This window comes from Fructobacillus tropaeoli, assembly GCF_001047135.2.
Taxonomy (GTDB): domain Bacteria; phylum Bacillota; class Bacilli; order Lactobacillales; family Lactobacillaceae; genus Fructobacillus; species Fructobacillus tropaeoli.
In genome coordinates this window covers 228,229-248,842 of sequence record NZ_DF968079.1, presented here as the reverse complement: position 1 = coordinate 248,842, position 20,614 = coordinate 228,229, and the positions used below count along the sequence as shown (strand labels likewise).

The 20,614-nt window shown below is 45.0% G+C and carries 16 protein-coding genes; 14 read left to right on the top strand and 2 right to left on the bottom strand.

The features are described from left to right. The first annotated feature begins 487 nt into the window (after positions 1–487). The 3 genes from AOQ32_RS02935 to AOQ32_RS02925 all read left to right on the top strand — a co-directional run bounded on the left by AOQ32_RS02935 (position 488) and on the right by AOQ32_RS02925 (position 4,472). Entirely contained in the window at positions 488–1,213 is a 726-nt protein-coding gene (locus tag AOQ32_RS02935; RefSeq protein ID WP_059393518.1) for a hypothetical protein, read from the top strand. A 368-nt stretch (positions 1,214–1,581) separates the two neighbouring features. Further along, entirely contained in the window at positions 1,582–3,009 is a 1,428-nt protein-coding gene (locus AOQ32_RS02930; RefSeq protein WP_158531859.1) for a glycoside hydrolase family 68 protein, read from the top strand. A gap of 539 nt (positions 3,010–3,548) precedes the next feature. Next, positions 3,549–4,472, top strand: coding sequence for an aldo/keto reductase (locus AOQ32_RS02925; RefSeq protein ID WP_059393516.1), 924 nt, complete (start codon positions 3,549–3,551; stop codon positions 4,470–4,472). A gap of 143 nt (positions 4,473–4,615) precedes the next feature. Here the strand turns inward: AOQ32_RS02925 and rpsT are convergent, their stop codons facing one another. After that, complete coding sequence (rpsT, locus tag AOQ32_RS02920; protein ID WP_047974211.1) at positions 4,616–4,867, bottom strand: 30S ribosomal protein S20; 252 nt, start codon at positions 4,865–4,867, stop codon at positions 4,616–4,618. 46 nt (positions 4,868–4,913) lie between these two features. Next, entirely contained in the window at positions 4,914–5,183 is a 270-nt protein-coding gene (rpsO, locus tag AOQ32_RS02915; protein ID WP_047974261.1) for a 30S ribosomal protein S15, read from the bottom strand. Positions 5,184–5,482: 299 nt separating this feature from the next. Between rpsO and gatC the strand changes: the two genes are divergently transcribed. The 11 genes from gatC to AOQ32_RS02860 all read left to right on the top strand — a co-directional run bounded on the left by gatC (position 5,483) and on the right by AOQ32_RS02860 (position 20,612). After that, positions 5,483–5,791, top strand: coding sequence for an Asp-tRNA(Asn)/Glu-tRNA(Gln) amidotransferase subunit GatC (gene gatC / locus AOQ32_RS02910; RefSeq protein ID WP_047974212.1), 309 nt, complete (start codon positions 5,483–5,485; stop codon positions 5,789–5,791). Next, the gene (gatA, locus tag AOQ32_RS02905; RefSeq protein ID WP_059393515.1) at positions 5,791–7,254 is read left to right on the top strand and encodes an Asp-tRNA(Asn)/Glu-tRNA(Gln) amidotransferase subunit GatA; all 1,464 of its coding nucleotides are present in this window, start codon (positions 5,791–5,793) and stop codon (positions 7,252–7,254) included. The genes gatC and gatA overlap by 1 nt, the downstream gene beginning before the upstream one ends. A gap of 11 nt (positions 7,255–7,265) precedes the next feature. Next, entirely contained in the window at positions 7,266–8,717 is a 1,452-nt protein-coding gene (gatB, locus tag AOQ32_RS02900; RefSeq protein ID WP_047974214.1) for an Asp-tRNA(Asn)/Glu-tRNA(Gln) amidotransferase subunit GatB, read from the top strand. Between the two features lie 153 nt (positions 8,718–8,870). Beyond that, entirely contained in the window at positions 8,871–9,935 is a 1,065-nt protein-coding gene (locus tag AOQ32_RS02895; protein ID WP_059393514.1) for a diacylglycerol kinase family lipid kinase, read from the top strand. 2 nt (positions 9,936–9,937) lie between these two features. Further along, positions 9,938–11,323: a 23S rRNA (uracil(1939)-C(5))-methyltransferase RlmD gene (gene rlmD, locus AOQ32_RS02890; RefSeq protein ID WP_059393513.1), complete on the top strand. Its 1,386-nt coding sequence runs from the start codon at positions 9,938–9,940 to the stop codon at positions 11,321–11,323. 66 nt (positions 11,324–11,389) lie between these two features. After that, positions 11,390–11,986, top strand: coding sequence for a GNAT family N-acetyltransferase (locus tag AOQ32_RS02885; RefSeq protein WP_059393512.1), 597 nt, complete (start codon positions 11,390–11,392; stop codon positions 11,984–11,986). A 93-nt stretch (positions 11,987–12,079) separates the two neighbouring features. After that, positions 12,080–14,815 (top strand): DNA mismatch repair protein MutS, encoded by a 2,736-nt coding sequence (gene mutS / locus AOQ32_RS02880; protein WP_059393511.1) that lies wholly within the window; start codon positions 12,080–12,082, stop codon positions 14,813–14,815. Further along, the gene (mutL, locus tag AOQ32_RS02875) at positions 14,808–16,931 is read left to right on the top strand and encodes a DNA mismatch repair endonuclease MutL (RefSeq protein WP_059393510.1); all 2,124 of its coding nucleotides are present in this window, start codon (positions 14,808–14,810) and stop codon (positions 16,929–16,931) included. The genes mutS and mutL overlap by 8 nt, the downstream gene beginning before the upstream one ends. Positions 16,932–17,016: 85 nt before the next feature. Next, positions 17,017–17,502 (top strand): YehS family protein, encoded by a 486-nt coding sequence (locus AOQ32_RS02870; protein ID WP_059393509.1) that lies wholly within the window; start codon positions 17,017–17,019, stop codon positions 17,500–17,502. A gap of 128 nt (positions 17,503–17,630) precedes the next feature. Then, on the top strand, positions 17,631–18,509 hold the full coding sequence (gene murB / locus AOQ32_RS02865; protein WP_059393508.1) for a UDP-N-acetylmuramate dehydrogenase: 879 nt from the start codon (positions 17,631–17,633) through the stop codon (positions 18,507–18,509). Between the two features lie 3 nt (positions 18,510–18,512). Continuing rightward, positions 18,513–20,612: a cation:proton antiporter gene (locus tag AOQ32_RS02860; protein ID WP_059393507.1), complete on the top strand. Its 2,100-nt coding sequence runs from the start codon at positions 18,513–18,515 to the stop codon at positions 20,610–20,612. The last annotated feature ends 2 nt before the right edge of the window (positions 20,613–20,614 follow it).

Genomic DNA, 20,614 nt, shown 5'->3' with positions numbered 1-20,614 from the left:
TAATGTTTTGATGCTTAATAGGTAAAAAAGCCAAGCTCGAAAGAGCTTGGCTTTTTTTACAAAAAATGATATTAACTTCAAAATAATTGACCACGATACATTTGTGTAGTTGAGATAATTTTATTTACTTTAAAAGATAATTTTTGGTGCAGATAAAATTTCTTAAAGTTAAAATTGGCGTTAGTTAGTTGGCTGAGGTAAGTTGTTGGTCTGATATAGATAGTTTTATGATTTAGGCCCTGAAAGTATTAAAAGTAAGAGTTCTGTTATCTTTGTGGTAATAATATTTATTGCTTGCGTTAATTGGATAGATTTAGCTGAGATAGCAACCTTCATTTAAAGCAGATTTAACATAAGAATGTTCTAATGTGAAGAAAGTATATTGACGCTAAGTAATATTGCATATATACTTGAAACGTCAAGTTACGTTAGTGTTGAATGACGATGCTATGGTGCAGGGATAATATAAATATAAGGAGTCTGCAAGATGTTTAGAAACAAGAAAATCTTGCTAACTATGACAGCGGTGACTGTCGTTTTAACACTGGGGGCCACTACTTTTATTGTTAATGCTGTTACGAATCCAACTGATCAAGAACAAGGATTTATAGCGAAAAAGAAAAGTAGTTCGGCCCAATCTTCTAGTGAAAAAAGTGTTTCTTCGATTAGTCAAAAAGCGCAGTCGGCAACTAGTAGCAGTCAGAATGCAGCTATAACAAGTTCTAATACTGGTAAGCAGGGTGCTAATTCTAGCTCCAATATGGGTACTAGTTCCAGCACAAATTCATCTTCAACTTCTACTTCGACCCCATCGGTAAGCAATACTCTTACTCAAGACGATTTTCGTTCTAGTGATGATTTAGCCTATCGTATGATTGTCCTCTATGGTTTGGCCCATGGGGATGATCAATGGCAGAAGTTGAGTTTGATGCAGTCAAAAGGAATTATTTTAACAAAGGTTGCCAATCAGTTAAATCCAACATTCGTAGCTAAAGTTGTTGATGGTACCGATAGCGACATTGCTTATTATAAGTACTTGATGAATGATACAAGTACGGCAAGCCAAAACGGGACAAAGCCGATGTCATTTAGTCAGAATAGCACTACTGACTATCGAGCATCAATTACTGATGTTTTGAACTATGTGAACTCAATTGGTGGTCGTCAAGCAGTACAGAAAATGAAGTTTCAGTTGGTTGAAACTTCAAACTAAATTTTATTAAACTGTGTCGAAAGCACGTGATAATTTTTATCACGTGCTTTTTGAATAAAGATTTAAAGCCGTACTTTATTGATATGGAAAACCAAGAAATGTTTCGTTAAAAATTAAAAAATTAAATGCAGAATGATAGGTTATATTTTTCAGGTTGGGGTGAATGTTTAGAGATGATTATCTTTAATTTCTGCTAATATAGTTATTGTTCTAATTTTACGAAAGACCCCTTAGGAATGGGATAATTAATAATGACTAAAAGAAAAAAAGTATTGATTCTGCTAAGCTTTTGCCTCCTAATCATTGGTATTGGGCTAGGAACCTTCAGCCATTTTCAAACCAAAAATGAATCAACAAAAGCAACGAATTTGAGTGATAAAATCGGGCAAGTGGCTCACTACACGCGAGCTGAAATGAATAATATTCCAGAATTATTATCAAATAAACAGTATCTAGCCCCAACAATCGACCATGAATCCTTGCAACAAGAGATTCCGGGCGCTAAGGTTTATGATGAAACAACTGGTAAAACGGTGAGGATGGATGTCTGGGACTTTTGGCCAGTAACCAACCCCGATGGGACAGTGGCTAATTTCCATGGCTATCGACTAGTTGTTGGTTTAACAGCTAAGAACGGTCGCTATTCAGGAGCGCCCACGAAGATGGGGCTGTTCTTGCAGAAAAATAATGCCAAGCAGGATGACTTGAGTACTTGGCACTTTGTGGGTTACGTCTTTAACTCAAAAACTGAGGGGGTTGCCGACAAAGACTACGACAAGTATTTGCAGAACTCTGTTGGTGAATGGTCTGGATCAACCGTTTTGATGAAAACCAAGGATAATACCCTCCGCTTTTTCTATGCAAACGCATATAAGGAAAGTGGTCTATCAGCCCAGGTTTTGACAACTGCTCAAATTACGGTGAATCCAAAAGATAGCAAAAACTGGTCGTCAGGATTGACCATTGACCATACAAAGACAACCGATCGAAAAACAGTCTTTTCGGGTGACGGTAAAATTTATCAAACCGCTGACCAAGGTGAAGGAAAGGGAAACTATTTTAGCGACGATATCACGTTGCGCGATCCACACTTTGTTCAAGATGGCGACAAGTACTATCTTGCTTTTGAAGGCAATACCGGGCCCGAGTATAACTACCAAGGCGCCAACAATTTTACTAACCAAGCGTATTATGGAAAATCAGCTTTCTTTAAGAGTGATTCAGCACGCCTACTGTCCAATAAGAATACAGCAGAGTATGAAAAGACTTATTTTGCTAACGGGGCAATTGGAAAGGTCGAATTGAATAAAGATTTTTCTGTAAAAAAGGTCATGAAACCAATGGTCACCGGAAATGCAACCAATGATGAATTAGAGCGAATTAACCTCTTTAAGCACAATGGGCGCTGGTACGTCTTCACATCAACTTGGGGCTTCCATATGGCAACTGATAATGAAACTATCACGAAAAATTCTTACTTGCTAGGATTTAGCTCTGATGAGGGCATTAACGGTACCTACAAACCATTGAATTCCAATGGCTTAGTGATTGCCGGTCAAGGTGAGGGCACTAATCCGACAAGCTTTACTTATTCTTACCTAGTTATTCCAAATGGCAATGATAAAAGTAACCGTTTTGTCGTGACTTCGTTTGAGAAAAATAGTACCTTCGCGCCAAGCTATTTGTTGAATATCAATGGGAACAAAACTTCGATGATTACTAACAAAATCTTGGGTCAGGGTGTTTTAACTGATAATGGTAAGTATTTTAGTGCTAGCCTGCAGAAGTTAAAATAAAGATGCAGACTGAACCAGTCGCCGATATTTAATCGGTGACTGGTTTTTTGGTGCTGAATCAATGATAGATGGCACTATTTTATTACCCATCACCTCAATAAACACGTAAAATACCACTTAGGTGGTATTTTATGAAAGTTAAAGAGAAAATGATGCAACAAGAGGGAGAGTGAAGTATGCTATTACCGATAATGATACTGGTTTTTGCAATTGGGATTTTTGTGTACGTAATGCTCTTAGTGGGTTATGTAGCATACAAAATTATTTTCTTAATTTTGAAATTAATTGTGAACGTCATTAGTGATCATCTGTCGATGAGACGGACAAAAAAACATTCAGAAAGATAGAATAAGGGACTGAAAGCTGTTTCGTGAATTTTCACAGAAAAGTTGGAGTCATATCGAGAAAAACGATAATCTTGCTGATTTTAAAACAGGTATTTTCAATCTTACCTTTTCAACGACCGGTTTGTTAGTTTACAATACTTATGAACAATTTTTTAAAACAACACACGTAACGGATTCAGGAGGAACAAACGCATGGCAAAAGAAGTAACAATTGGCAAGACTGATGTGAAGACAACCAAGCTTGGTTTGGGGACCAACAAGGTCGGTGGCCACAACCTTTTTCCTGGTTTGAAGGATGAAGACGGTTATGCCTTGGTCAAGGAAGCCTTGGACGCAGGGGTGGTCTTGATTGATACTGCCTATATGTACGGGGAAGGCCGGTCTGAGGAAATTATCGGTGATGTCATCCAAGACTATGACCGGTCAAAGATTGTTATTGCGACTAAGGGTGCTCAGGATGCCAGCAACGGTAACAAGCCCAACAATAGTCCAGCATTCTTAAAGCAGGCTGTCGAGGACTCTTTGAAGCGTTTGAAGACGGATTATATCGATATCTTCTACATCCACTTCCCAGATGAAGCAACACCAAAGGACGAGGCCGTTGCAGCATTGAACGAATTGAAGGAAGCTGGTAAGATTCGTGCAATTGGGGTGTCAAACTTTAGCCTTGATCAAATCAAAGAAGCGAATAAGAATAACCAGGTTGATATTGTCGAAGACCACTACAGCTTGGTTTACCGTGGCGCTGAAAAGGATGAGTGGACTTACTTGAAGGAAAATCAGATTTCCTTTGTTCCATACTTCCCATTGGCATCGGGCCTTTTGACGGGTAAGTACACGAAGGACGATTACGCTAAGTTTGAAAAGCAATATAGCCAGGACCAATTTAATACCATTTTGTCTGCCTTGGACAAGGTGAAGGCGATTGCTGATGGCCATGGTGTGACTGTTGCCCAAACAATCTTGGCTTGGTACATTGCTAACCCTGCTGTTGGTGCCGTGATTCCTGGTGCACGTAATGCTGGCCAGGTGGAAGCAAACGTTAAGGCCTTGGATGTTGACTTGACGCAAGCTGAATATGAACAAATTGATCAGGCGTTTGCAGCTTTTAAGTAATCACGATTAGAAGATCAGCAGCTGGTCATGATTGTGCAAGTCATGAGCGACAGTTGACAACTTGCTAGCAAATAAATGATCTCAACAAAAAAATCCCCCAACTCGCAAAGAGTTGGGGGATTTCGTTTATCAATATTAATTGATTACTTTACGTACTTAGCCAAACGTGACTTTTGACGTGAAGCCTTGTTCTTCTTGATCAATCCCTTTGATTGGGCGTGATCGATAGCTGATGATACTTGCTTGTACATTTCAGCAGTATCAGCAGATCCGGCCTTGGCAGCCTTCAAGAAGCGCTTAACGGCAGTGCGGTAAGCTGACTTTTGTGGTTCGTTACGATCGTGCTGCTTAGCACTCAAACGAACTCGTTGAATTGATGATTCAATAATTGGCATATGTCCGTCTCCTTAAATTTGATTCTGGTTATTTGTAAGCAAAAGCTTAACGACGCAAACCTAAGCGCTTGATCAATTCACGGTAACGCGTAACGTCAGTACCACGGAGGTAACGGAGCAAGTTACGACGGCGACCGATCTTCTTCAAAAGACCACGTTGTGAATGAAAATCATGCTTGTGCGTTTCCATGTGACCGTTCAATTCGTTGATGTCAGCAGTCAAAACTGCAACTTGAACTTCCACTGAACCAGTATCGCCTTCATGGCGGGCATATTCCTTCATGATTTCGTTCTTACGTTCTTGTGTAAGGGCCATAATCATTTCCACCTTTCTTAAATGTCTCCAAGTGCTGAGAGAAACGACGGTGAGACGTTAATCTAAGGACTTGGACAGTTGTTTTGACAACATGACTAATTATACGGGTTTTTCAAAAAAAATCAAGGATGCCTTGACATTCAAGGAAAAATCAGCTTCATCCTTTTCTTAATTGGCAAGCATTCTGCCATTTAGCAGGGGCAACTATGGGCTTTTATGGTAGAATAGAACAGTAATTACATCAGAAAGGATAGCCTTGAAAAAGACGAAGAAATCCGCTTTTTCAGGCAGGTGACCCCATGGCAACATCAATTTCAAAAGAAGAAGTCGCTCACGTTGCTGACTTGGCCAAGCTGAGCTTTTCCGACCAGGAACTTGAGCATTTCACTGGACAACTCCAGGAAATCGTGGCAATGTGCGAGAAGATGGCAGAGGTGGATACAACCAATGTCGAGCCAACTTTCTCAGTAACACCGAATGTGAACCATTTACGAGAAGATGTTGCGGATAATTGGCATGAAAAGAAGGCCTTGTTGGCCCAAGCACCAGACGAGGCAGCCGATTTAATTAAGGTGCCCGCTATTTTGAACGGGGAGGACGAAGCTTAATGACTTTTAATTATTTTGACAAGACCTTAGCCGACTTGAATGCTGATTTGAAAGCTGGCAAAATCACGGCCGAAGAATTGACCAAGGAAACTTTGGCCAACATTCAGGCAACCGATGAAGACTTGCAGGCTTTCGTTCGGATGCACGAAGACGAAGCCTTAGCCAAGGCTCGCGCCATTGATGAAAAGGGTGATTTTTCAAATCCTTTGGCTGGTATTCCAATGGCCATCAAGGATAATATCGCCACAAACGGTTTGGAAACAACGGGTGCTTCCCACATTTTGTCAGGGTTCAAGCCAGTTTATGATGCAACGGTCACCACTAAGTTGAATGATGCCGGTGCCGTTATCGTTGGGAAGGCCAACATGGATGAATTTGCCATGGGTGGGTCAACCGAAACTTCTTACTACAAGAAGACAAAGAACGCCTGGGACCACACGAAGGTTCCCGGTGGTTCATCTGGTGGATCGGCTGCGGCCGTTGCTGCTGGCCAGGTCCCTTATGCGCTTGGATCTGATACTGGTGGATCAATCCGTCAGCCAGCCGCCTTCAACGGTTTGGTGGGGATGAAGCCAACTTATGGTCGAGTATCGCGTTTTGGACTCTTTGCCATGGCCTCATCTTTGGACCAAATCGGTCCATTGACCCGGACGGTCAAGGATAACGCCTTAGTTTTGAATGCTATTTCTGGTTTTGACAAGAAGGACTCGACTTCTGTTGAATTGGACGTTCCTGATTTTGCCGAAAAGATTGGTCAAGACATCAAGGGCATGAAGATTGCCGTTCCTGAGGAATACTTCCAAGAGGGAATTTCAGATGAAGTGGCCACACAGGTTAAGGCTGCCATTGTCCAATTAGAGGCCATGGGAGCAACCGTTGATAAGGTTTCATTGCCACACACGCAATACGGGGTTGCAGCTTACTACATTTTGATGTCATCAGAAGCTTCTTCAAACTTGCAGCGTTACGACGGTATCCGTTACGGTTTCCGTGCACCAGATGCTAAGTCATTGGAAGAAGTTTATAAGAACACTCGAACGGAAGGTTTCGGAGACGAAGTTAAGCGCCGGATTATGTTGGGAACATTCTCTCTTTCAGCTGGTGCCTACGATGCCTTCTTCAAGAAGGCCGCTCAAATTCGAACATTGATTATCGAAGACTTTAATAAGGTCTTTGCTGACTATGATTTGATTGTTGGCCCAACGACACCAACCCAACCTTACGGTATTGGTGAAGAAATCGGTGATCCAAAGACCATGTACTTGGGCGATGTTTTGACGATTCCAGTGAACTTGGCTGGTTTGCCAGGACTGTCCATCAATGCTGGCTTCAATGGTGGCATGCCAGTTGGCTTGCAATTGATTGGTAAGCCATTTGATGAAGCAACCCTTTACCAAGTTGCTTATGCCTTTGAACAAGTAAACCACTTCTACGACCAACACCCGGTTGTCGAAGGGAAATAAGGAGGGGACAAATGGCAAACGAAAACTTTGAAACAACCATTGGGCTTGAAGTCCACGTTGAAATGCAGACAAATTCTAAGCTGCTGTCACCTTCACCCGTTCACTATGGGGATGCGCCTAACGAAAACACTAACGTCATTGACTGGGGTTACCCAGGGGTCTTGCCTGTTGCCAACAAGGGCGCTATCGAATACGGGATGCGTGTAGCTTTGGCTTTGCATGCTGAAATCACAGAAGACATTCGTTGGGACCGGAAGAACTACGTTTACCCGGATAACCCAAAGTCATACCAGACAACTCAAATGCGAACACCATTAGGTCGTCACGGCTACCTAGACGTTAACATGCCTGATGGTAGCGTAAAGCGAATTGGAATTGAAGAACTCCACGTCGAAGAAGATGCTGGAAAGAACACCCACGGTACCGATGGTTATTCATACGTTGATTTGAACCGTCAGGGAACACCGTTGGTTGAAATCGTGTCCAAGCCTGATTTGTCTTCACCAGAGGAAGCCTACGCTTATCTGGAACAATTACGTCGGGTTGTCTTGTTTACGGGTGTTTCTGAAGCCAAGATGCAAGAAGGACAGATGCGAGCTGATGTCAACGTGTCATTACGTCCACGAGGATCAAAGACTTATGGAACGCGAGTGGAAATGAAGAACATCAACTCATTCCATTACGTCCAATCTGCTTTGGAATTCGAAGAACGCCGTCAGGCACAGGTTATTCGTTCTGGTGGCAAGGTCCGCCAGGAAACTCGTCGTTACGATGAGCCAACCAAGTCAACGCTCTTGATGCGGGTTAAGGAAGTGGCGGATGATTACCGTTACTTCCCAGAACCTGATTTGTCACCAATCCACATTGATCAAGCCTGGATTGACCGTGTTCAAGCTGAACTACCAAAGTCAGCAGGGGACCGACAAGTGGCCTATGTCCAGGACCTTGGTTTGGAGCAATACGATGCCGAAGTCTTGACACAAACCTTGGCGATGGCGAACTTCTTTGACGCCGCTGTCAATGCTGGGGCCGATTCAAAATCAGCTGCAAAGCGTGTTGCCAACTACTTAATCGGTGACGTGAACGCCTACTTGAACAAGAACCAGGTTGAATTGCAGGATACCGATTTGACTCCTGAAAACTTGGCTGGCATGGTCAAGTTGATCGAAGACGGTACTATCTCAACTAAGCAAGCCAAGAAGGTCTTTGAGGCCATCATGGAAGGTGAAGAGCCAGAAGCCTATGCCAAGGCACAAGGTTTGGTTCAGATTTCTGACCCAGCCGTTTTGACACCAATGATCAATGAGGTCTTGGATGACAACCCACAGTCAATTGAAGACTTTAAGGGTGGTAAGGACCGGGCAACTGGCTTCTTGATTGGCCAATTGATGAAGAAGTCCAAGGGTCAAGCCAACCCTGGTGTCTTGAACAAGCTTTTGTTAGCCGAGTTGAACAAGCGCTAACCAATAATCAAACAGTAATTGTTGGTTGACCAAAGTAGTTGGCCTTGTTACTGTCATAAAAGCACCGCTTTGCGGGCTTTTGTACATATATTTTAGGAGGAAGTCGAGGCTTTACTGATTTTAGGAATGGTCGGGAAGCTTTGCAGGTGAGTCATGAAACGAGCACGAATTATCTATAACCCCAGTTCGGGTCGGGAAACAGCGAAACGGGAAATGTTAGACATTATCCGAGTGTACGAAGAGGCGGGGTATGAAACATCGACCTATGCCACCACCCCGGAACCTTTTTCAGCACAAAAGGAAGCGACCCGAGCCGCCTTCGAGGGCTTTGATTTAATCGTAGCTGCTGGTGGTGACGGGACAATCAACGAGGTTGTCAACGGGATTGCGCCCTTGAAGCGTCGGCCTAAAATGGCGATTATTCCGGCTGGGACAACCAACGACTACGCCCGAGCCCTAAAGGTTTCTCGTGATGATCCATTGGAAGCTGCCAAGGTGATTTTGAAAGGGCAGACGATTAAGATGGATATCGGTCGGATTTCGACTCGAGGTGGCTTAGTGGAAGAGGAAGGGCAGATTTTGGCTCCGGCCGATGCCCGCTATTTCATGAATATTGCTGCCTTGGGAACGCTTTCCGAAGTAACGTATGCCGTCCCGTCCGTGATGAAGTCACTTTACGGTTACCTGGCCTACCTGGTTAAGGGGGCCGAGCTACTAACCCGGTTAGAACCCGTGAAGGCCAAGGTTGTTTATGATGACGGCGAGTATGATGGCGACATCTCGATGATTTTCTTGGCTCTAACCAATTCGGTTGGTGGCTTTGAATCCATTGTGCCCGATGCCAAATTAGATGACGGTCAATTTACGCTATTGATTGTTAAGGCTGCTAACCTGTGGCAGATTACGCAGTTGGCCGCTCAGGTTTTGAACGGTTCCCACGTAAATAACCCACAGCTGATTTATAAGAAGACTTCAAAGGTTGAAATCACACCGCTATCAGATGACCACCCAATCAAGGTGAACCTTGATGGTGAGTATGGTGGGGATGCGCCAATGACCTTTGAGAACTTAAAACAACATATTGAATTCGTTGCCGATTTGTCAGCTATTGACGTGGATGCAACGAATGCTAAGATTCAAGAAGAGTTCGTGGAACAGGTTGAAGCCCTTGAGGCGACCCAGCACGAACCAAAAGCAGATGAGAAGGAAAATAACTAAGCATGGCTAAAGCCAACCGCACAATTAAACAGGCCGCTCCGGTCCATAAAAATGAAGTCATCACTGCTTCAGTGACCGATTTAACTTATCAAGGCCTTGGCGTGGCGAAGGTGGATGGTTTTCCGCTCTTTGTAACCGATGCTCTTCCAGGTGAAAAGGCCGAAATCTTGGTGACAAAGGTCCTAAAAAATTACGGTTTTGCCCGTGTACAACGTTTGTTGGAAAAATCAGCAGACCGAGTTGAACTAACGGACCAGTTGGCCTTAACGACAGGGATTGCGCCATTAGCCAACTTAGCTTATCCGGCCCAGTTGGCCTGGAAAAAGTCTCAGGTGCAGGAACTATTTAAGAAGGCCCGCCTCGATGTTGAGGTGGCCGATACAATTGGGATGGCAGACCCAACCCATTACCGGAATAAGGCGCAAGTACCAGCGCGAATGATTAACGGTCGCCTAGAAACCGGCTTTTTCCGTCGTGGATCGCACAAATTGATTCCGACCGATTCTTTCTATATCCAAGACTCAGCCGTGGATGAAGCAATTCGCGTGACACGGGATGTTTTACAAGAGTTTGGCATTTCGGCCTATGATGAAGAAGAGGACCGTGGTGTTATCCGCCATGTGATGGCTCGAATTGGTAAAGCAACCGGTGAATTAATGGTTGTTTTGGTGACGAAAACCAAGAAGTTACCAGAGGCAGAGGCAATTGCAGCCGAACTAAAGGCGCGCTTGCCAAAGCTTGAATCGGTGATTCAAAATGTCAATAAGGCCCAAACAAATGTGATTATGGGCTATCAAAATAAGGTCTTGTGGGGCAAGCCAGCCATTGAGGATATCTTGCTTGGCAAGAAGTACCTGATTGGCCCTAATTCTTTCTACCAGGTCAACCCTGAAACAACTGCTAAGCTTTACCAGTTGGCGAAGGAAAAGGCTGAATTGAAGAAGACCGATATCGTGATTGATGCCTACTGTGGAATCGGAACGATTGCTTTGACTGTGGCGAACGATGTGGCCGAAGTCTATGGGGTCGAATTGGTCGAAGCGGCCATTGACGATGCTGAGGAAAACGCACGCATTAACCAGGTCACCAATAGTCACTTTGTTGCGGCCGATGCGCCAAGTCAGATGCTTAAGTGGGCTGAAGAAGGCCTCAAGGCGGATGTCGTCTTTGTTGATCCGCCTCGCAAGGGCTTAACAGCTGATTTTATTGAAGCCGTTAGTGAAATCAGCCCAAAGCGCCTGGTTTATGTCTCATGTAACCCAGCGACAATGGTGCGTGATATTAAGGATTTGGTGGACCATGGCTACGCCCTTGAGGGTGCTATCCAACCGGTTGACCAGTTCCCACAAACAACCCATGTGGAAGCAGTGGCAGTGCTGACAAAATAAGCCTAGTTGTCAGTTTGACAAGTAGGCTTTTCTTATTTCAAATACTTTTTAGGATGAGGTATCACCATGGCAACAGATCAAATTATTTTCCGTCCAGCAACAGCAGCCGATGCGGCCGAATTATTAGCGATTTATGCGCCCTACATTCGAGAAACAGCCATTACCTTTGAGTACGATGTACCGACGGTTGCTGAGTTTCAAGCACGGATTGAAACAACGTTAAAGACGCATCCATACATCGTGGCCGTTTTGGATGGCGTGATTTTGGGTTATGCTTATACGAGTCCGATGGGTTCACGCCAAGCCTATGCCTGGTCGGTTGAAGCCTCAATTTATATTCGCCAGGACGAGCGTCACCATGGTTTAGGTAAGCGCCTGTACAAAATTATTGAGCAAATTTCTCGTGATCAAAACATTATCAATGTGAATGCCTGCATCGCCGTGCCAAAGGTCGATGATGAACATCTGACATCAAATAGTCGTGATTTTCATGAGCACATGGGCTACCGCTATGTTGGCGCCTTTGACCGGATTGGCTATAAGTTTGATACTTGGTACGATTTGGTCTGGATGCAAAAAGCGGTTTTGGATTATCCAGCAGAGCCAAAGCCGGTGGTGAGCTTTGCTGATTTATTAAAAGATGGTTATCAAATTAGTGAATAAAAGAAGTCTTTTGTCAATCTGACTCGTCAAATGGCAGTGAAAGGCAAGAACAACGGTAACATCGCTTAAAAACTGTTAAGAGGAGGGCCATTCATGGCGACAAAAGAACCAACCCCGATGATGGTGCAGTACCATCAAATTAAGGACCAATACCCCGATGCCTTCGTGTTTTACCGAATGGGCGATTTTTATGAGCTCTTTGAAGATGATGCGATTAAAGGGGCCAAAATTCTCGAGTTAACTTTAACGGCACGAAATAAAAATTCGGCCGAACCAATTCCGATGGCCGGGATTCCTCACCATGCCGTGTCGGCCTATATCGACATCTTGGTCGATGCTGGTCATAAGGTGGCCATTGTTGAGCAAATGGAAGATCCGGCAACGGCTAAGGGGATGGTTAAACGGGATGTTGTCCAGTTAATTACGCCGGGGACGAAGCTCTCCTCAAAGAATGGGGATGGCAAGGATAATAACTTTTTGGCTGCTGTGGTGGCAACCGGATCACGTCCGGGGGATGCCGACCAGGCAGCTTTTGCCTTGTCTTATATCGATCTTTCAACTGGTGAACTGAAGGCAACGGGATTGATGGATGAGAGCGCCGTTTTAGATGAATTAGGCGCTTTGGAGGTGAAGGAAGTCGTCTTAGCAAAAGAGGGCGATTTTTCAACTCCAGCATTGGCGGATGCCATTGGCGAAAAGGGACTGGTCGTTTCCTATCAGGGACCCGTTCAGCCTTCCGCTACGATTACTTATTTAACGAAAGATTTAAAAAATACGGCGAAGCAGACGGTTACTGGGCTACTTCTTCAGTACCTATTTGATACGCAAAAGCGGTCTTTGGATCACATTATGCCGGTTCAAACATATGAGCGCCAGGCCTATTTGGTGTTTAACCAGGTAACACGGGTCAACCTGGACTTGGTTGAAAACGCGCGGACCAAGCAAAAGGCTGGATCTCTTTTTGCGCTCTTAGACCAGACGAAGACGGCCATGGGTGGTCGGCTGTTGAAGCAGTGGCTGATTAAGCCTTTGAAGGATTTAGAGAAGATTCAGGCTCGGCAGGATGCTGTGGCTGCTTTTAAGGATGACTTTTTCACCCGGGGAACGGTCCAGGAGCAATTAAAGTACGTTTATGACTTGGAACGTTTGGCCGCTAAAGCTGCTTTAGGGACCATTAATGCCCGTGATTTGGTGCAATTAAAGCGCTCACTTCAGGCAGTACCGGACATGCAGGCTGCCTTGAAGGCTGACCATGTTAACCCAATCTTGCAGGCTGCTGGTGAAGAAATCGACCCATTACTTGATTTGGCGAGCCTGATTGACCAAGCCATTGTCCCTGAGCCACCAATTTCAGTTCGTGATGGCGATTTAATCAAGCCGGGTTATGATGATTTGGTTGATTCTTACAACCAGGCCTTGGCCGATAACCAAGATTGGTTAGCAGCTTATCAAAAGCAAGAACAAGAAGCGACTGGCATTTCGACTTTAAAGGTCAAGTACAACAAAAACTTTGGTTACTTTATCGAAGTGACCAAGGTGAACCTCGACAAATTAGAAGAGGGACGTTACCATCGCAAGCAGACATTGACGAATGCGGAGCGGTTTACCACGCCCGAATTGAAGGAACACGAGGACCTGATTTTTGCAGCGCAGACAAAACGCTTTGACCGTGAATATGATTTATTCTTGGCTATCCGCGCCAAGGTCAAGGAAGAAATCAGTCGCTTGCAGACATTAGCGCAAAAGATTGCCCGGCTTGATGTCTTGGCTGCCTTGGCTGATGTTGCTGAAAATCGTCATTTTACCAAGCCAGCGTTTAAAACAGATGGCGACCGGGCATTAACGATTAAGCAGGGCCGCCACCCAGTAATCGAATCCCTTTTGGGACCCGGTGAATATGTTGCCAATGATGTCTTCTTTGACGAAAAAACCAAGATTCAACTGGTAACCGGACCGAATATGGCTGGTAAGTCAACGTACATGCGCCAGGTTGCCTTAATCGTGGTGTTGGCTCAAATGGGGTCCTTCGTGCCAGCCGATGAGGCGATTTTACCAATTTTTGATCAAATCTTTACCCGAATCGGGGCTAATGATGACCTTGTTAACGGTCGGTCAACCTTTATGGTTGAAATGGCCGAGGCAAACTTGGCGCTGCAAGGTGCAACCTCACAGTCACTGATTTTATTTGATGAATTAGGACGAGGTACGGCCACTTACGATGGAATGGCTTTGGCACAGGCAATTATTGAGTACTTGGATCAAAATCTCCATGCGACAACGATTTTTGCTACCCACTACCATGAGTTAACGGCTTTGGCAGCTAGTCACCCGGCCATTCAAAACGTCCATGTTGGGGCGCAGCTAACAGACGATGGGACTTTGCACTTCTTACACCAGGTTCAGCCAGGAGCAGCCGACCGTTCTTATGGAATCCAGGTAGCTGCCTTGGCAGGATTACCTAAGTCGCTCTTAACGAATGCCGAGTCGATTTTAAAGGCCTTGGAAGCGCAGGGAGCGGGGCAAGTAGAAGGTGTTGAAGAGACGTCTTCTGTGAATTCAAACGCTGCTGTTACTAGCACTGCTAGTCAGGCGGAGACAAGTGCTTCAACTGGGGCACTGCCAATTGGAGATGGTTTGGCACAAGATATCCCGCTCTTTGAGATTGCACCTGCTAAGGAAATGCCAGCACCAGTAGAAGTGGATTCAATTAATCCGGCTGACCAGAAAGCCCTTGATGAACTCGATCGGGTGAACCTTAACCAGTTGACTCCGTTGGCAGCCCTGAACTTGATTGCCAAATTACAGGAAATGAGGCAAGAAAATGACTAAAATTCATGAACTGCCTGAATTATTGGCCAACCAAATTGCGGCCGGCGAGGTGATTGAACGTCCCGCTTCCGTGGTCAAAGAATTGGTTGAAAACGCGATTGATGCTAATGCCACTCAAGTGGAAGTTGTGATTGAAAATAGTGGTCTAGATTTAATTAAGGTGATCGACAACGGTCAGGGAATTGATCAAGAAGAAGTACCACTGGCCTTTGTTCGCCACGCGACTTCGAAAATACAAGACCGGCATGATTTGTTTAATATCATGACTTTGGGTTTCCGTGGTGAAGCCTTGCCATCGATTGCGGCGGTTGCTGATGTGACTTTGCAGACCAGGACGCAGACAGCTGAAACTGGTTTTCTTTACCAGGTTAAAGGTGGCCAGGTGGCTCAAGAAGGGCCAACCGCCGGTCGCTTTGGGACTATTGTTGCCGTACGTTCGCTGTTTTACAATACACCGGCTCGGCTAAAGTATTTGAAAAAGCCACAGACCGAGATGTCTCTGATGGTGGAAACCATCAACCACTTGGCCATGGCTTACCCAAATGTTGCCTTGACACTGAGTCATAATGGTAAGACTTTAGTGAGAACACCGGGTAATGGCGATTTGCGGCAGGTCTTGGCAGTTGTTTATGACCGAAAAACGGCTGAAAAAATGGTTGCTTTTGAGGGCGCTTCTGATCATTTTAAGGTGAATGGCTACTTGTCCTTACCAGAACAGACCCGGTCTTCCCGGTCTTATTTTGCCGTTTTGGTAAATCACCGTTTTGTCAAAAATTTCTCTGTTTCAAATGCGATTAGTACAGGTTATGGTTCAAAATTGATGGTTGGCCGTTTTCCAATTGGTGCTATCAATATTGAGTTGGACCCACTCTTGGTTGATGTCAATGTTCACCCTCAGAAGGCCGAGATTCGTTTGAGTGAAGAGGGGGAGCTGACGGAGCTGATTACGCAGGTCATTGCTGACCGACTGAGTGGTGAAAACCTGATTCCTGCTGCACTCGATAACTTGGGGCAGGGTGAGACAGAGGAAAGTTCGGGTGCAGCGGTAGATGAGCCGACCGTTCCCGTGAAGAAGTCGGCTAAAGAGGTCCTTTCTGTTCCGGTTAAGGCTGACCGGGTGGTTGAGATTGACGACGAAAACCAACTAGCCGATGTGAAAGTTGCTGATTTTGCCAGCCGCTATGCCGAAGAAGAATACCGGCCGGCTTTTGCGGACGAAGATCAACCTCAGTCGAAGGTTGCTGAACCATTAGCAACTTATCAGCAAGATACCGCTACTGACCAGCCAACTAGCGATACTAAAGCGAATGGTGGCCTTTATGCCCATGCTGATACTGGTCTGGCCGCATTAGCCAGCCAGGCCATGGGTTTGAATCTTGATTCAAAGCAAAACGATGGGCTGAGCGGGCAGCAAAATCAGGACCAGCCTAAAGTGGCTCCTAAGCCCGTTAATCAAGATTTGGATTTAAGTGATGAAACTAGCAAAAAGACAGGTTTTCCTAGTTTGGATTATATTGGCCAGATGCACGGGACCTTTCTCTTTGCCCAAGACCAGAACCATTTGTACTTAATTGACCAGCATGCTGCTCAAGAGCGCTTGAATTATGAGTATTATCGACGGGTGGTTGGCCAGGTAGGTGAGGACCAGCAGCAATTGCTGGCACCGATTACTCTGACTTATTCGACCGCTGATATGTTAAAGATTGCTGATTTTCATGAAATTTTTGAGCAGGTTGGTTTGCACCTGGAAGAATTTGGACCCAATACGATTGCTTTGTATGAGCATCCGGCCTGGATTTTAGCTGATCAGGCTGAAAGCACGATTGCAGAAATGATTGACTGGGTGCTTCATGATGGTAAGCTTACTGTAGCAGCCTTTCGTGAAAAGGCTGCGATTATGATGTCTTGTAAGCGGGCGATTAAGGCCAATTGGCATATTTCAGACGAAGAAGCGAAGACGCTCTTACATGATTTAGCACAAGCTGAAAATCCATATAATTGCCCTCATGGTCGGCCAGTTTTGACTTCGTTTACTCTGAAGGAGATGGAGCGGATGTTTAAGCGTATCCAGGATTCACATGAATCGTGGCAGACGTACGATACCCATCCATTTTAAGCTGGGTTTAGGCAATATTTATGATGAACTTTTTAATTCGGGCGCATAATTTCGCCCGACTAGCCGTATTTTCAAAGGAAAATTAATGAACTATAACGATACAATAATTCGGTTGCGCTATGCCCTTGATTTATCTAATCAAGATGTCATTCGACTTTTTGCCGTCGGTGGCGTCAAATTGACGCAAAAGGATTTAGACCGAATTTTGACAAAACAAGAAGATGATAGTCAACCAGATCAGGCACTTTCAGCTCATGATTTGGAGGCTTTTTTGAATGGCTTGGTGATTGATAAGCGTGGTGAACGCCTGGACAAAGATGGGCAAGTAGTGCCACCTAACTTTGATATGACCAAGGCTGATTTGGTCAATAATGTTGCCATCAAAAAAATCAAGATTGCCATGGCTTACACATCGGATGACTTGCAACAATTATTGGCATTGGCAGGGGCGAAGGTCTCAAACGGTGAATTATCGGCGATATTGCGTCGCCCTGACCACCGAAATTACCGACCAGCTGGCGATCGTTATTTGCGCAAGTTGTTAGCCGGAATGGGCAAGAAGTACCGTTAAAACGGTCCTTTGTCCGAATAGTTGAAACAAATTCAAGAAAGACGGTGCTCTTGCGCCGTCTTTTTTCTTCCTATGAAAACGGTAAAGTTTGGTATGATAGAGAAGATAGGATACTAATGGAGAATACTATGCAAATTGCCCAAGGTTTAATACAAAAAGAGCAAGAAATTGCACCCTACGCCTATACTCAAGCTGGTGGCGTAGCGGATTATTTGGCGATTCCAACTTCAATAGCTGAGTTGACCGCCTTGCTGGATTGGGCCAAGCACGAAAGCCTGCCGGTTCATGTTTTTGGTCGGCTGTCCAACTTGGTGGTTCGTTCTGGTGGCCTACGAGGTTTGGTGATTTTGATGACCGAACTCAAGGCCGTTCAGCAAGAAAATAATCAACTGCTAGCCCAGGCTGGCTGTGACATTATTTGGTTGGCTGCCTTAGCCCGTGATAAGTCCTTAACTGGATTGGAATGGTCGGCTGGGATTCCCGGCTCCGTTGGTGGGGCGGTCTTCATGAACGCCGGTGCTTATGGTGGACAAGCCGATATGGTCGTTTCCTTTGTATTAGCAGTGATGCCTGATTTAAGCTTAAAGACTTTTACAAAGGATGAATTAGAGTTTGGCTACCGTCATTCTGTTTTTCAGGAAAACGGCGGGGTTATCGTCCAGGCAACCTTTGACCTGGCACCTGGTGACCAACAGGCTATTCAAGAAAAAATGGATCAGGTTAACCTTGCCCGTGCCAACAAGCAACCCTTGTCATGGCCATCGAATGGTTCCGTCTTTAAGAGACCAACTGGCTACTTCGCTGGCAAGTTGATTATGGATGCCGGATTGCAAGGTACACGTGTCGGTGGAGTTGAAGTATCGAAGAAGCATGCCGGTTTTATGGTCAACATGGATCAAGGAACGGGCAATGACTACGAAGACTTAATTCACCTTGTTCAAGAAAAAGTTTTTGAGGAGTACCATGTTCGCCTAGAACCTGAAGTTCGTATTTTAGGAGATCGGTAGCCTATGGATATTATTGAGTTAATGATTGTCTTAGTGATTGGTGTCGCCATCTCAAGCATCATCTCTCACTTTGTTCCAGCCGTCCCGATTTCACTGTTTCAAATTGTGATTGGCTTTTTATTGGCCACGATTGGTGGCACCTATATCGAAGTCGATTCCCACTGGTTTATGATGCTTTTTGTGGCTCCGATTCTGTTTAACGACGCCTGGCGCTTTCCAAAAAGGGAATTGTGGAAATTGCGGGTGCCAATTTTGATGAATGCCATTTGGCTCGTCTTAGTGACGACGATTTTGGGTGGCTGGTTGATTCATTTTTTGATTCCAGAATTACCGATTGCTGCTTCGCTGGCATTGGCAGCTGTGCTATCCCCAACGGATCCAATCGCGGTGCAAGCGATTGCCAAACGGGTTAAACTCCCTGAAAACCTTTTACATGTGGTGACAGGAGAGAGCCTGGTCAACGATGCGACTGGTTTGGTTTCGTTTAATACGGCTATCAAAGCAGTAGTAGCCGGGACTTTCTTATTAACGGATGCTTTGTTAAACTTTGCTTGGATGACCATGGCCGGGATTGTGACCGGCGTTATTATTGGGGCGCTGATTATTTGGCTGCGGGATTCCGTCTCACGCTTTGGCTTAGCTGATGTTGTTTTCTATACAGTGATTACAATTTTGCTACCATTTATTATTTATTGGGTAGCTGAGTATCCCATGCACGCTTCTGGTTTGATTGCCGTTGTGACGGGTGGAATCACTGCCAAAATCTTAAATGACCGCCATGTTGGCCTTTTATCGGCCGAAGCAACGATTGTTTCGGTCCATGCTTGGGAGGTCTTAGTTTACGTCTTAAATGGCCTAATCTTTGTCTTACTTGGCGTCACCTTGCCAAATGCCTTGCACAACATCTTAGAAGATACCAATATTTCCAACTTACAGGCACTGGCTTACGGCTTACTAGTCTGGTTTATTATCTTTTCTTTACGCGTGTTGTGGGCTTTGGCTATTCAAATCGGCCAAAGGTTGCGGCATAAGGCAAAAGTAGTTTCTTTGAAATCAGCCATTGTATCGGGTTTGACAGGGGTTCGAGGTGCTGTTACGATGGCCGCAGTTTTGACTATTCCTGTGGTCACCTACAAAGGCGAGCTGTTTATTGGCCGTGATTTAATGATTTTTATTGCGGCGGTAGTGGTCATCTTTTCTTTGGTAGTGGCTTCTGTCATGCTACCAGTTGTGACGAAGCAGACAACGAAGCACGATTTCACTCAACCGGAAGGCGCAACGGAGGTTGATGATGATTTGCCGGAGGAACACCGGGCTGATTTATCAGAAGATCAGGCACGACTTTGGATTATGCGAGTTGGCATTCAGGCCCTACGAGATGTGCAAAATAATCAAAATCGGCGAATTGTCCATGAACTAATCACTCGCCGGCAAAAAAAAGTCCGCCAATTACGACGGAAGCTTCATGAGGATGAGGACCAACATGATTTTGCCGCCGAGAAGGACCTGGAGTTACAGGAAGTCGCTTTAAAGGCCGAGCGCAATCGTCTTCAGCAACTGCTAGTTGATGAAGAAATTACGCCCATTACCTATTCCTTGCAGGATCGACGACTCGATCAGATTGAGGCCGATTTGGGAACAACCCGTGATTTCTTTGCCAACAAGCGTTTAAAGTGGCTATTGCGTCGTTTAGCCGTTAAAGTTCGAATCTGGTTGGCTGAAGAAGAAAATGATCGGGTGCAAGAAGAGGCCGACCATGCCACTCGTGAACTACTAAAGGCTGCGATTGCGGCCATCTCAGCATATGTGGAGAAACAAGTTGGTGATACCGTGATGCAGCGCGTTTTACGGCAAGAAGCGTATAATTTAATTGTGATCTACCGTTTTCAAATTGAAAAGACCAAGGCGGTCTCGACATTTGATCAACAAGAAGAAGACGATCGCATGCGATTAGAGCTTGAATTAAAGGCACTAAATGCGGAACGAGATTTCACCCAGCAACTCTATGAGCAAAAACGGATCTCACGGCAAACGAGTATCAATTTAAGACAAGTAATAAACTATGCGGAAACCAGAGTTTTGGTTGGCCGCAATGAGGAGTAGAA